At 48.6% G+C, this 13,421-nt stretch carries 11 protein-coding genes; 3 read left to right on the top strand and 8 right to left on the bottom strand.

The window, feature by feature from the left end:
• Positions 1-2 precede the first annotated feature (2 nt).
• Together fkpA and ACO6VE_RS04375 are read right to left on the bottom strand one after the other, a co-directional pair.
• Positions 3-749, bottom strand: a complete 747-nt coding sequence (fkpA, locus tag ACO6VE_RS04380) for an FKBP-type peptidyl-prolyl cis-trans isomerase (protein ID WP_422459910.1) — start codon at positions 747-749, stop codon at positions 3-5.
• Positions 750-1,295: 546 nt separating this feature from the next.
• On the bottom strand, positions 1,296-1,418 hold the full coding sequence (locus ACO6VE_RS04375) for a hypothetical protein (protein WP_422448851.1): 123 nt from the start codon (positions 1,416-1,418) through the stop codon (positions 1,296-1,298).
• 37 nt (positions 1,419-1,455) lie between these two features.
• Here ACO6VE_RS04375 and ACO6VE_RS04370 point away from each other — a divergent pair, with 37 nt between their 5' ends.
• The 3 genes from ACO6VE_RS04370 (at position 1,456) to ACO6VE_RS04360 (ending at position 3,389) form a co-directional block, all read left to right on the top strand.
• Positions 1,456-2,250, top strand: a complete 795-nt coding sequence (locus ACO6VE_RS04370) for a lytic transglycosylase domain-containing protein (RefSeq protein WP_422459909.1) — start codon at positions 1,456-1,458, stop codon at positions 2,248-2,250.
• Between the two features lie 118 nt (positions 2,251-2,368).
• Positions 2,369-3,025 (top strand): hypothetical protein, encoded by a 657-nt coding sequence (locus tag ACO6VE_RS04365; protein WP_422448847.1) that lies wholly within the window; start codon positions 2,369-2,371, stop codon positions 3,023-3,025.
• Between the two features lie 13 nt (positions 3,026-3,038).
• Positions 3,039-3,389, top strand: a complete 351-nt coding sequence (locus tag ACO6VE_RS04360; RefSeq protein WP_422448845.1) for a hypothetical protein — start codon at positions 3,039-3,041, stop codon at positions 3,387-3,389.
• A gap of 62 nt (positions 3,390-3,451) precedes the next feature.
• On the opposite strand, the gene ACO6VE_RS04355 is transcribed toward ACO6VE_RS04360, so the two are convergent.
• The 6 genes from ACO6VE_RS04355 to ACO6VE_RS04330 form a co-directional block, all read right to left on the bottom strand.
• Positions 3,452-4,084, bottom strand: a complete 633-nt coding sequence (locus ACO6VE_RS04355) for a hypothetical protein (protein WP_422448843.1) — start codon at positions 4,082-4,084, stop codon at positions 3,452-3,454.
• A 449-nt stretch (positions 4,085-4,533) separates the two neighbouring features.
• Positions 4,534-7,674 carry a hypothetical protein gene (locus ACO6VE_RS04350; protein ID WP_422459907.1) on the bottom strand — a complete coding sequence of 1,047 codons (3,141 nt, stop codon included), beginning with the start codon at positions 7,672-7,674 and terminating at the stop codon, positions 4,534-4,536.
• Between the two features lie 478 nt (positions 7,675-8,152).
• Positions 8,153-9,934 (bottom strand): BatD family protein, encoded by a 1,782-nt coding sequence (locus ACO6VE_RS04345; protein ID WP_422459905.1) that lies wholly within the window; start codon positions 9,932-9,934, stop codon positions 8,153-8,155.
• Entirely contained in the window at positions 9,928-11,865 is a 1,938-nt protein-coding gene (locus ACO6VE_RS04340; protein ID WP_422459903.1) for a VWA domain-containing protein, read from the bottom strand. Before ACO6VE_RS04340 ends, ACO6VE_RS04345 begins: the two co-directional genes overlap by 7 nt.
• Complete coding sequence (locus tag ACO6VE_RS04335; protein WP_422459901.1) at positions 11,858-12,895, bottom strand: vWA domain-containing protein; 1,038 nt, start codon at positions 12,893-12,895, stop codon at positions 11,858-11,860. Before ACO6VE_RS04335 ends, ACO6VE_RS04340 begins: the two co-directional genes overlap by 8 nt.
• The gene (locus tag ACO6VE_RS04330) at positions 12,888-13,385 is read right to left on the bottom strand and encodes a DUF4381 domain-containing protein (protein WP_422459899.1); all 498 of its coding nucleotides are present in this window, start codon (positions 13,383-13,385) and stop codon (positions 12,888-12,890) included. The genes ACO6VE_RS04335 and ACO6VE_RS04330 overlap by 8 nt, the downstream gene beginning before the upstream one ends.
• Positions 13,386-13,421 lie beyond the last annotated feature (36 nt).

Below are 13,421 nucleotides of genomic sequence, written 5' to 3'. Positions count from 1 at the left end.
GTTTATTCGCTGGCGGCTTCTTCTTTGCCTTCAATGCTGATCAGCTCAACCTCAAATACCAGCACGGAGCCTGCTGGAATAGAGCCAACTTCCTGGTCGCCGTAAGCCAGCTCAGCGGGAATTGTCAGGCGATATTCAGAGCCAACAGGCATCAGGGCAACACCCTCAGTCCAGCCCTTGATCACGTTTGCCAGGGGGAAAGTCGCTGGCTGGCCTCTCTGCTTGCTGCTGTCGAAAACAGTGCCGTCAGTCAGCGTACCGGTATAATGAACGGTAACAGTATCCGCTGCGGTTGGTTTTGGGCCGTCTCCCTGCTTGATAACTTCATATTGCAGACCGGACTCAGTCACGGAAACTCCTTCTTTCACGGCGTTATCTTCCAGGTATTTGGCACCGGTTTTACGGGTCTCCTCACGCTTTTTGGTAGCGTTCTCCTGAACGACGGTGTTCATCTTCTGCTCATGAGCCCTAAGTGCTGCACCCATCTCCTCCTCGTTCATTTTGACCTGATCGGCAAGGGCGTCCAGCAAGCCCTGCTGAACCAGCGCACGGTCAAGCACAACACCAAGCTCATCCTGCTGCTTCAGTGTCTGACTGGCAAAGTTACCAACAGAGGCACCAATGGCATAGGCGGCTTTCTGATCATCCGTGTTTAACTCAACTTCAGGAGCCTGGATGGTCTTTTCCTGACAGCCTGCTGCCAAGAGTACAGCAGCTGCCAGAGCAGATATTTTAATAACCTTCTTCATATCAGTTTCCGTTGTTTTGGCCAGAAATACCGTATTGGCCAGGACGATCTTGCCTGTATCAGGATTAAAGTAAAAAAACCTATTAATAATGGCACAGCCTTTAAGTCAGTTGAACCAAATAACAATAATTTTTCAAAAAAATCACATTATTACCTTACGGTATATCATTACCGGTTTATACAAAATCAATTCTCTCTGAATTTAATGGGGCGACGTTATGCTGGTCTGCTTAAGCTATCAATTGAGGCGTTGATAGAAAGAGCCATCAATTATTACAGGAGCGTGAAGATATCAATTCCACGAATCACGATTCAATTCCATTTGACCAACTATTTACCGCGGATAAAAGGTTGTCTGGGGGGGATTCTGTCAGTCGGTCTTTAACAGCATGCCCCGAATTTCCGGTGTAAAATACGCTATATTTTTATGATCTTTGTCTTTTTGTCCCAGTTTAAAACTCTGGTTTCAATTTATAGAGTTTTTCGTTCGCCATTGTTTGCTTTGGAGCCGTCGCTTGGAGTCTGCTGTTAGCACTACCGTTTTTATTCAGTCCGGAAAGCAGCCTGAGACACCCTTGTGCAATAAAAGTGCAGTAAAAGACGGGCCACTTTTGGCGGGTTGTCGGACGGGCTGGTATTTTCTGGCGTTGGCAGCTGTTGTTGTCTTCATGGGCTTTTCTCCTGTGCCATGCCATGGACAGGGGGACATGGCAGAGACGGATAAGCGTCAAATGGATAAGCCCTACCGGCCGGTCTGCATTCATGATCCAAAAGATGGCTGGCAGTCGTTACGCCATGGTTTTCGGTTAATGGCCTACTATCACAATGCGAAGGTCAAAGAGCAGCTGAAAGCATTTCCCCAATATTATTTTAACCGTCTGTCCGAACGAATCCTGGTGTATCAATTTTATTTGAACAGGAAGATTCAGGAAAAAGGTCTGCCGGCAGAGCTGGCCCTGCTACCGCTGATCGAAAGCGAGCTTGACCTCAAAGCACGTTCATCGGCAAGGGCGATGGGGCTGTGGCAGTTGATGCCCCGAACAGCCAGGGCTTACGGACTTAAGGTGTCGAAAAAGTGTGATGAAAGAACTGACCTGGAAAAAGCCACTGATGCCGCATTGACCTATATTGAGTACCTCTATAAAAGAACCAGTGACTGGATGTTAACCATTGCTGCTTATAACGCAGGCCTTTACCGGGTGAAACAAAGCATTGCTCAGGCTGAAGCGTCGGGAGAATATTCAGATGCGGGTTTCTGGAGCCTTGATTTGCCAGCTGAAACCCGAAAACATGTGGCCAAGTTTCTGGCCCTCAGCCATGTGGTTCTTCTGCCGGGTAAGCATGGCATCAGGTTGCCAGCCCTTTCTGTTGTCGAGGGTGATGGTTTTTCCAGAGTCAAATCGGGCTATCACTCTCCAGAGTGTGTTATTCCCAGCGCTGGTTGTCTCTATTGTCGCCAGCTGGTGCTTAGGGTGCTTTACATTTATTTCCAGGCATTTTAATCAGGCTGAATGACACTATTCCTAACCATCTTGTTAGTCAATCAAACTGAATACCCTGGTAAATTCCGGGTCTGATAAAGCATTACCTTAATTTTTATATCAACAGGGAGGTGGTTTTATGAGCTATCCGGGTGTTGCTCCAGTTTCGACTAATGTCAGTCAGACCCAATTTCATGCTCCTGCCATGGAGGGAAGCGGTCGTCGTTCCGTATGGTCAAGTATCGGCAAAGCTGCTGCAAAGGCTTGTGTCATGCCATTTCGCATTGCCTCAACGGTGGTAAATGGCGGTGTTTTTGCTGCCTATTACGTTACCGCTGTGGCTGTTACCGGGCTCGCTGCCACCGGAGGTGCTGTCTATGGTATTGGGAAAATGGCCACAGATGCGATCCGTGGAAAACCACACAAAAGCCTGCTGGAATATACCATCAAACCCGCCCGAGAGACTTTCAACTGTATTTCACGCCTGTACTATGAGCTGCCAAGACATGGATCTGAATTGATCTTCTCCGGTGTAGCTGTCGCTGCGGTAACTGTCCTGGCAATCGTGGCAATCGTGGCAGGAGATGGCAACAGCCACGTATGGATACATACCCCCTGCTGTTATCACAGTTGTGGCGATGCCGGAGGCACAGGTCACCAGAAACCTGCGGATGATGACTATAACCCTTCAGGCTTGTCTGCGGTACTGCATCCATACAGACCTTCTATTTTACTCGGACGTAAAATCATGGGGACAACTACACAGGTACTGAATAGCGGCCGGAAGGTTGACTGAAAAGGGGAAAAAAATGCGCATATTCATTAGCATACTTGGACTATTGTTATCAATTATATCAACGACTGTTGTGGCCGGTACGGAAACCGGATTGAAGATAATCAGTGTTGGTGCCCATGCCCAGGGAAGCAGAACTTTTTACTTCAAAGTTGACCGTACTATTGGTCCGTATGGTTGCCGAAGCGATTTGGTAAAAGTGGATTTATACAATGATTATGATTCACAGGCTGAGGTGATTTCAAACAATATCGTCCGATCTATGGTGCTTTCAGCATTTGCCACCAATTCTGATGTGCAATTGAAGGTTAGGGAAACATGCCTGCATTCCAATCCAACCATCTCACAGATTTGGTTGAGTAAATAAACTCACATAACGAACAGGGCGTTACATCAGATGCACTTTGCTTCCGGATTGGTAATGCTCCTTCAGTCTGTTGACTGAAAAGTGGGGGGGACTGATGTTAATTCTGCTTTTTTTGCCTCAGCTGCCAGCTCTGCTTTTTCCCTCGCCAACTCTTCACTCAAGCCTTGTTTTATAGCCAATCGATAGGTTGTTGTCCTTGTATACCTTATGGGCTGGTCTGCCTTACCTTTATCAGATGCAGCGAATTTGGCCCACCTTCTGGCGCTGGCCTCTTTGCATTTATCGGATGCCATGTATTTAGCCCTGGCCCTGGCTATGGCCTTCCTGCCTTTTTCGGATGCAGCATATTTGGCCCTTGACGTCTTGCGTTTATCAGATGCGGTGTATTTGGCTATGGTCTCTTTGCCTTTATCGGATGCCATGTATTTAGCCCTGGCCCTGGCCATGATCTCTTTGCCTTTATTGGATGCCTGATATTTAGCTTTGGCCCTGGCTATGGCCTTCCTGCCTTTTTCGGATGCAGCATATCTGGCTCTGGTCGCGTTGCGTTTATCGGACTCACTCACCTCTTTCAGTGTCTTAAGTGCCTGGGGCAGATCAGGAGTGGGGGGCAGAAGTTCGCCGTAACCGGAAGATTCAGTTGCTTTAAACTCAACAGTGTTGGCAGGAGCCTGCTGTTGAGTGTACCTGATCAACGGACTGACTGCCGCAATGGAGCGTGGTGGTGGCTGGGAAAAAGTAACTGTTGAATGTACAGAGGGAGGTAAATGGAACGTTGAAAAAATACTCAGAGCACGTGAAGAACCGGGTGTATCCTGATTCGGTAATTGTTGTTTTAAATATCCAGAATGGGACTGCCTAAGTATCTGTACAGGATAACCGAACCCGCTGAGTTGTGAGCTTGAAACCTCCGCCAGTAATAGCAAGGGATTTTTTTGCAACTCCTGTAAACAAGGAGATCCATAAAAGACAGTTGAGTCCGGGCTAAACCTGTACATTACATTACTGAACTATTGAATTACACCCTGAGACCACTCCTTCATTATGAAAGTTCAACTCTGATACAGCCCATTTGATATTTACGTCAGCCAATTATAAAGATTGGCTAAGGCTATTAATCCGGATATTGGTTAGTTGAAAAAGACTATTGTACGACTCCCAGCTGTGTTTTAAGTTCTGTAAAACCTTTAATGACTTGCTCAAGCTGCTGTTCGGCAGAATTGCGCATATCACAAACTGAGCTGTCAACTTTCCACTCCCTTTTTGATTTCTCCAGCAGTGCTTTATAAACGGCGTCCTTTGCTTCTTTGCCCTGATCTGCTTTACCGACGTCTGGCACACTGGTAACCTCTTTTGTTTTAAGTGTTTTAAAAAGCTGCTTTCTTGTAGCTAAAAGATGAGATATGTCAGGCACCGGTTGCAGGTCTTTCAGGTACTGCTTTACATCGTTCATTTCTTCAATGATAAACGCTACCCTTTGCTGCAGGTGATACATTTGCAGATCATTTTCCTCACTTGCCAGGCCGACCATCATATCCTGAGTCAGTTGATGGGCGGCATCTCTGCCTCGATCAAGGGCTGACTGATACAGGGAAGCGCTGGTGAATGCACGTTTGATCAGGACCTGAATCTGCTCTGGATCAGATAACCGCGTAAGGAAATTGATGCTGCTGATGCTGATTGGCTGATTTGGATTTCTATCATATAGCCACTGGGCGTCATACTGCCATGGATGTTGAGCAGCTTCCTTAAGAGCATCATCACAGAAGGCTCTCATTTTGTCGAACTTCTCGACAAAAAGTGTGGCCCGGTTAAATTTATCCGTACACTTATTGCATAGGTTGTAGGCAAGATCACCATAAACCCAGACAGCCAATACGGGGGATTGCTGTATTTCAGGAAATACAGAATCGACTGTCGTCAGTTCGTTAACATAGTTTTCACCGTACTCAAGATTTTTATTAAACAGTTGCAGTCGCTTACTCATGCTATTAACCAGCTTTGCATGATCTGATTCCGGTTGTTCTTTCTCCTGTGGCTCAGATTTTACTCTGGTAATCTCCTGTTGAAGCTGCTGTTTTCTTTTGTTTCTTATTTCCTGTTTCTGTTTTGCCCGCTCCCTTTTTTTCATATTTTCTCGTAATATGTCATGATTGCTTTTTTTCTCACTCTCAAATTCATTAAGATAATCCTGACGTACCCTGTCAATTTCAGTGAGTCGAATTTTACACGCTTCATGGAGAGTCTTTATACAAGCTTCCAGATTTTGTGACTCAGTGTGAACAAGGTTGGATTTCTGAATGACTTTTTGATGCACTTGATTGAGTATCGAGCAGCAACTGTTCAGTTGTTGTATAAATTGATTATGTGTCGAAAGGTCATCCAGGAAATTATTAGTCAGTGTTGTTAATAAACTATTAGTAATCTCTGTTGCTACTCTGGCTAATCGAATCATGGATATTTTGTTATTGCCAGCTTGTCCCGTTCGAAATATTTCATGGTCAGATAGCGTTTTAAGGAGGCACATGGTGGTGTTTAACAGCCCCGGGTGCTGCAATGATTTTACCAGAATCATCAGGGTCGTACTTTCCAGTTGTTCTATAGATTTAAGCCAAGCGCTTTTAACGTTGCCGGGTACTTGTGCTACCTGTTGCACCAGTAAATGCTGAAGCGGGCGACTTTGCAGCAAGAGGCACAGTGATTCAGTAAGCATTATGAACTCTTCGGTAAATATTGAAGAATAGTCAGACAGTGTGTTAATACTCACAAGAAGAGCATCCATTGAGTAGGCAGTAGCATCTCCAATTTCCTGTGTATTTTCCTCACCCAATTTAATCATTTTGTAAACAAGATCAGAGGTAAATTGTATATGCCACTGAATGCACTGCCTGGAAAAAGTTTCTGGCACCTTGGCAGGTGTATTGTTATCCGCCTGCTGGTTCAGCTTGATACTCAGGGTTTTTGCTAATGACGTGATGGTATTGATAATGTCCGCTGATTGTTTATCATGGCTTTCATTAATGGCTTGCTGTGTTTCACTGATAGCAAAAAGTTTTTTTCCATATTGTAACAATGGTTGACTGGACAAACGTGGATGGCAGTAAATCGTCTCTGCCGACCTGATGAATGGGGCTTTGAGTGTAAAAACCTTTTGGTCAAAATAGGGGTAGTAGTACATGCTGGTAAAATCCAGATTCCATAGATCATCTGTTTCTATTTTTTCCACGTATCCTCTTACCTCTTCGGTTTTGGCCATTTCTTTCAGCTGGTTCATCTCTTTGCCAGAACACTTATAAAATGCCAAATGCGCGGCCAGACTGTTTCTTACTTTTTCCCTCTGAGTAAACTTATCCGGGTCTAATGAAGCAGCAGTATGGTTTAATTGACTGCTCAGTGGGTGAATATTTGCATGGGTTGTTGGTCTGACCAAAAGTATATCAGTCGATGGCAGTTTTTTTATTTTATGTAACGGAGGTAGTTTTACCGTGCTGTTATTTTCCCTCAGCTGGTTTTGTAGTGTCTTGTGCTGTTTTTTTAACTCGCTCCTGGAAAGCTTTATCCTGTTCCCCTGTTTATCAAAGCTATTATCGGTGCGCATTTTCTGATGAAAATCGAAGCATTCGAGGTAAAGCAGCCTGAGTGCCCAGGGTGTTTTTCTGGCAGCCCCGGGGTGCCTGAGTTGCAGGACTTGTTGGACTGAAAAATATGTCCCGGGACTATTCGCGTAATCCGGGGCTGATGAAGGCGTTAACTCAGCACCGGCCTCATTAGATTTCGTACCTGTAACCTGCGGGAGTGGTATAGCTCCCACTGGTACTTCATCCTCTGCCTGCAGCTGTTGGGATGGGCATGCTTTTTCATTGTTGCTGGCAAAAGCGTTTGCCGGTTGTCTGTCATCCCTCCGGGATACCTGTTCCTTAGAACATTGCAGTGTTTTTGGCACGAACTCGTTTGCTTCCGGATCCAGATTAACCTTTGTCGTTATTGCTATTTGTCTATCCGCTTTCACCATGGTTGCCTCAGGCTGAGCAGTCTTGCTCTCAAATCCCTGGCGAAGCGCTTTATCATGCGTAAGGCTCTCAACCGGGCAAGAAGGTGGCCAGCCTGACACTTGATCAGAAGTTACTGCCACAAAATCCTGCCCGGGAAATGGACGGAATGTTGCATCGTAAGTGTCTGGCTCTATTGCCAATGGCAGTGTGTTCATACTGATTGGTTGTTGTTGCGGAAATGGAATGACAGGTTGATTTCCACAATATACGGCAGCAACCGGCTGACCGGTCATTTGGGTTGTTGCCAGAAATTGAACTGGAACTGTTGAAACGGGAAGGATGCCCCTTGAAGAAATATCTGTAGTTTGAAAAGGATATGAATTAGGACAACAGGGCATCAATGCTTCGCAATTTAATGGAGCCGGGTTTTGTACATAGCCGCTTTTGACATGAGGAGTGACAGGCAATCCTGAAACTTCTGGCTCTGGATAATGCACCCGTTCATCAATGTTCATAGGAGGCAATGGCATTCTAAAAGTTCTCTTAATTAATTTATCCTGATTTTTTTAAACTGTATTATAGAAAAATTTTCCATTTTAAATGCGATCAGTTTCAGTTTCAGTTTCAGTTGGTCAGGCGGGAGTGACGGCTTTTGTTAAATATACCTGATTGCAATTTATTGTTAGACGGTTAGGCAGAACGTATTGGGCCAGGGGCAAAATGACATAAAATGAATTTGCTGAGAGGATGCTCCCAGCAAGTTAAGCGGATCTATTCGGGATACAGCTCACCGAGCTGCTGATCTTTTTTCCGACCAGACTTTGTACCTTTGAGCTTTTTGCACACTGCCAGCAATGCGGTCAACTGCTCTTCTTGAGCAGCTGTGGCAGCCCCTCCTGCCTGAGTTTGATAAAGACTGGCGGTCAGTTGGTTGCAGATATCGCTCAGTTCCTCTGAGCCAAGCTGGTTGAGACAGTCGGTCAATGAAGTCCGGTTCTCGTTGTTAAGGTTGTTGTTAAGATATATACGACACCAGTTTTTCAGTTCACTCAGCGTCAACCGAACATCGTTCTGCAGGCAGGCAGCTTCCAGTTGCCGGAATGCTTCTGCTTCAGATGCGTGTTTCCCGGATTGATGACGACCAGCCATGTTAGTGATGGGTTGATCTGACTTTGTTGCGGCACCGGATTTGAACCGCCAGAGCCCCAGGGTTACCAGCCATAACAGTGCAAAAAAAGCGGTTAACCACTGCCAGAAGACAGGTGTCTGCCAGATGCTGGCAGGCTCCAGCGGTGTTGTATCGCTGACTCTCGCAGGATCCGGGCATTCAGCAGGCTTGTCTGTTGGCAATGTGGTCGGGGAGGTCACAGTTAAGGCATTCGCGTTTGGATCGGCGGATACCTCTATCTCTGTTGCAGGCAGTCTGGAGGTCTTAGTCTCGCCACTTGCTGTATCAAACCAGGTGTATTCAATCGCGGGCAATGTGATTTTTCCGGGGCGGGTTGGAATCATGGCTATGGAATCCGTGCGCTGCCCTTGAACACCATTGGCGGTTTCCCGGTCTGCTGTCCCGGATTTATCCGGGTAGCTGTTCACTCCCTTTGGTTGAGTCATCAGAATAGGTGGCAGTTGTGCGGCACTGAGACCGTCGGCATTGACGGTGATGGTTCGGGTAATGGCATCCCCCACCTGCAAACTGTCCGGTGGCTGACTCCATTGCTCCTGAATCGTTATCTTTCGCGCGGGTAACCAGGTGTCACTGGCAGGGTAGTTTTCAGGTCTGGGTTTTACCTCAATTTGTATCTCCCTGGAGCGGGCAAGTACGGGTTTGCCACCACTGGAAAAGAAACTGCCAAATGGATCCCGGGGCTCGGCCGCCACCCCGGTAAAGGTCAGTGATGGTATGATTATTTCGCCCACCGATTGGGGATGAATCGAGTACTTCAACTCAAATCCCCGGTAGCGGATACCCTCAATAATGGTATCCAGTTTCCGTGTTTCCCCCAGCTGCTGAATCAACGCATCACTGATATCCAGGGCACTCAGCCGGTTATCATCATACAGCTGGACTCTGGAGAGAATGGTCAGGGTGAAGATCAGCTCCTGCTGGACATAAATACTGTTACTGCTGACCTCGGCGTTCATCAGGATTGGGCCGGTATCCGTTGTTGCGTCATCGGGTCGGTTATCGCGGACGGTGATGGTAACCGCTTCAGATTGCCGGTCACCCAGTTGGATCGGTGGAATCACCAGTGTTCCCTGCTGTTTCGGAGCCAGGGTAACCACCCAGTCGCGGGTAAACTCCCTTTTGCCGTTAATGATACTGGTCTTGTTCTGTTGCCGGGTGCCCAGTATGTCAAAACTCCACTCCAGGGGTTTCAGGTCTGGAGCGTCACTGGAACTTTCATCCGTGCGCAGGGTGAGTTCCAGGGTTTCATGGCTGGCCAGTGATGTTCTGTTAACACTGGCGGTAAATGCGGCATTGGCTATCATGGAAACCGAAAGACTGATCAATGCGGTCAACATCAAATAAAATGACTTTCGGTTTACCATGATGCCTCCTCCGTTCTGTTTTGCTGTTGTTGAGATAGTTGTTGAGACTTTTGCTGATGCAGAAACTTTCTGCGTAATAAACCACCCGGGTCATCCGGAATGGTTCTCAACCAGCTTTCAATAGCCTGCTGTTCGGCAGAAAGTGGCTGCTCATCTTCCCCTTCATCCGAAGCACTGGCCGTTGTTTCCGGAGCTTTATCATCAACTTTATTTTTTTCGGCCTGAGCAGACTGTTGCGATGGACTGGTGCTGTCCTTATCTTCAGACGGTTCAGATTGGGCTTGTTGTTGATCTTGCTGCTGGTTCTGATCAACGGGTGGGTTGTTCTGTGGGCGCTGTTGCGCTGAAGATTCCTGCGCGCTGGTGTTTTCACCGGTCTGGTCATTTTCAGGAGCAGCGTCATCCCGGTTGTTGTTTCTGGATTGGTTATTATCGCTCCGGGACTGCTGCTGGCTATTTTCACCCTGGCCACTTTCTTGTCGGGTGCTATTTTGCTGACTGTCGTTTCCCTGATTTTGCTGCGATTGATCGGACTGCTGCTGCAATAACTGTTCAACCAGATGACGGTTGAACTTGGCATCCTCCATATCGGGTTGTTGGGATATTGCCTGGTCATAAGCGTCAATGGCTTCCTGAAGTTTGCCTGCCCTGGCCAGTGCATTGCCCCGGTTGTAAGCCGATATGGGCTCAATCGTCTGATCATCAGGAGAGTTCAGGGTTGTTGCAGATTCCTCAAACTGCTGATTCCGGAATAAAGCTTCCGCTTTCCAGGCCGGATCATTGAACAGGCTGGCTGCCAGCTCCGGATTCCCCTCCTGAAGCGCTTTTTGCCCCTGCTGATCCCGTGTCTGCCAAAGGTCATTCCAGCTCAATGCCATGGCATCCCGGGGGACCGGCAGCAGGGAGATCATGAGCAGTACTAACCAACCCTGGCGAAAGCCCAGCAGGGCAGCAGGTAATAGCAGCCATACCAGCCAGTAACCGGCGTCATACCACTGATCAAACTCACGCTCAGTTGATATCTGTTCACCGAATAGTGGATTGATGTTGCCTGTTGGCAGGAGGGCTTGCAGGTCGGTAGCTGCAACGGTCATGGTCTGGTATCCACCGCCATTGGCCCGAGTCAGTGACTGCAGACGGGACTGTTCCAGTTGAGGGACGACAATGGCTCCCTGTTGATTTTTCAGATAACCGCCATCAGGCAAGGGAATCGGTGCTCCCTGTTCCGTTCCGGTACCAAGAATGGATAAACGGATACCGCTGTTCTGCAGCAGACTGGAAATCTCCTCCGCCTGTGCTGCGGTCATGGAGCCGGTAACCAGCAAAATATCGCCGGACTCACTGCTGCCCTGAGTCAGGAGCTGTTTTGCCAGGCGCACTGCTGCTACAGGGTCGTTACCCTGTACGGGCATAATGTCAGGGCCAAGGGCTTTGGTCAGGTTGTTTAATGTACGACTATCGTCTGTCAGTGGCGCTACGGTATGGGCAGAGCCAGCGTAGGCGACCAGGGCAGAGAGCCCTTCACTGCGCTGGTTGAACAAATCCTGCAGCTTGAAACGCACCCGGGTCAGGCGGTTGGGGGAAAGATCCGCCGCGTACATGTGATAGGAGAGATCAACGGCAACCACCCAGGGCTGTTGATGTTTACTGACGGGTACCGGCTCCTTCTGCCAGGCAGGCCCGGCAAGGGCCAGAGAGGCGATTACCCAGCCAGTCCATACCAGCATCAGCGGCCAGCGAGCCGGTTGCTGCTGCTCTCCTTCCAATAACCAGGGCAGGAGAGCAGGGGCAATGACTTTAGACCAGCTGCCCCGATCCCGATGTTGTCGCCAGAGCAGGAATACCAGGGTGATGCAGGGCAGTAGCATCAGCAGCCAGAGTGGTCTGAGAAAATGGAATTGATCCATAAACAAAGAGAAAAATTCAATCATGGTGAGGCTTCCCTTTGTCAGCTTGCCAATGGTTAAGAGCGCTGGGGAAATTGATCTTTATCATTGCCGGGATCAAGCTTAGCAGTAGCGCCAGCCCCAGTGGCCAGAAAAACAGGTTCTTGCTGGGGCGAAACACCTCTTCTTCCTGAACGACAGGTTCAAGCTGATCCAGCAGCGCATAAATCTTATTCAGTTCCTCAATGTTGCGGGCCCGGAAGTACTGACCGCCTGTCAGTTCTGCCATTTCCTGTAAGGTTTGCTCGTCCAGGTCCGCCGATGGATTAACCCGGCGGGAGCCAAAGAAACTGCGCTCCACCATCTCCTCAGCCCCGAGGCCAATGGCGTAGATTTTGATGCCTTCTTCCCGGGCAATCTGGGCAGCCTGCAGTGGCGAGATCTCTCCGGCAGTATTGGCACCATCGGTCAGCAAGATAAGCACCCGACTGTCTTCGGGGCGCTTACGAAGATGCTTAACGGTAAGACCCAGGGCATCTCCGATGGCTGTCTTGTTGCCCGCCATCCCGATAGCCGACTCATTCATCAGTGTTTTGACCGTTTCCCGGTCAAAGGTCAGCGGTGTTTGCAGATAGGCCTGGGTGCCAAACAGGATAAGTCCAAGCCGGTCGCCACGGCGGCGCTGGATAAAGTCATTCATCACCGCTTTGGTGGCGCTCAGCCGATCAACCTGACGGCCATTGAGCACCATATCTTTGATCTCCATACTGCCTGAGAGGTCAACGGCCATCATCAGGTCACGACCACTGTCTTGTATCTCAACGGGGTCTCCCAGCCAGACCGGTTTGCTGGCAGCAATAAGCAGCAGTAGCCAGATCACACCGGGTAGAATGGTTCGTTTGCCAGAAGGCGTTTCCTGTTCTGCCCGTTGCTCTCCCACTATGGACGACAGCTTGCCATAAAAAGGGGTATACAGCGCGGCATCATTATTACTGCTGGCTGGTTTGACCCATCGATAAACCAGCAGAGGTAAGGGCAGGGCAATCAGTATCCAGGGCCATTCAAGCTCAAGCATGGTGTTTCTTTATCCATTGCCGGGTGAGTTTATACACGTTCGCTGGCATCTCGCCAGGAGTGCCGTGGGTTGGCGTTAGCGGTATCTGCGGGTTATAGCGGTGGTTATTGAAGGCGCTGTGGTTGAGGAAGTCGGGCATATCACCGGTATCTGCCAGGAACTGGCACCAGGAAGCCCCGCTCAGCCCGGCAACCTTGTTTGCAGGAAACGCATGCAAGGCTACCCGTTTTAACAGTTCATTGGATTCATTGGCCAGTCTGTGCAGCGACTGATGAGCCTGATAGTCAGCGTGAATTTTTCTGGCTTGCAGCAGTGCCTCTGAGCGATAACGGTTTTTCTGCCAGCGACGCCAGCTATAGACGGTAACCAGAACCATCAGGGCAATACCAATCAACGCCAGAAGCCACCAGCCAATGGCGGGTGGCCATAATCCAACAGGGTCCGGGAGATGGTTCGGGCGGAGTTGGTCCAGAGGATTTTGCAGGTCCATAACTAAGTCCCCTGAGATGCCGTAAGCTCAAAACAG

It is taken from the genome of Endozoicomonas sp. ALB115, from assembly GCF_049310245.1.
Lineage (GTDB): Bacteria > Pseudomonadota > Gammaproteobacteria > Pseudomonadales > Endozoicomonadaceae > Endozoicomonas.
The sequence above is the reverse complement of the archived record's forward strand: the minus strand, read 5'-3'. Positions and strand labels throughout refer to the sequence as shown.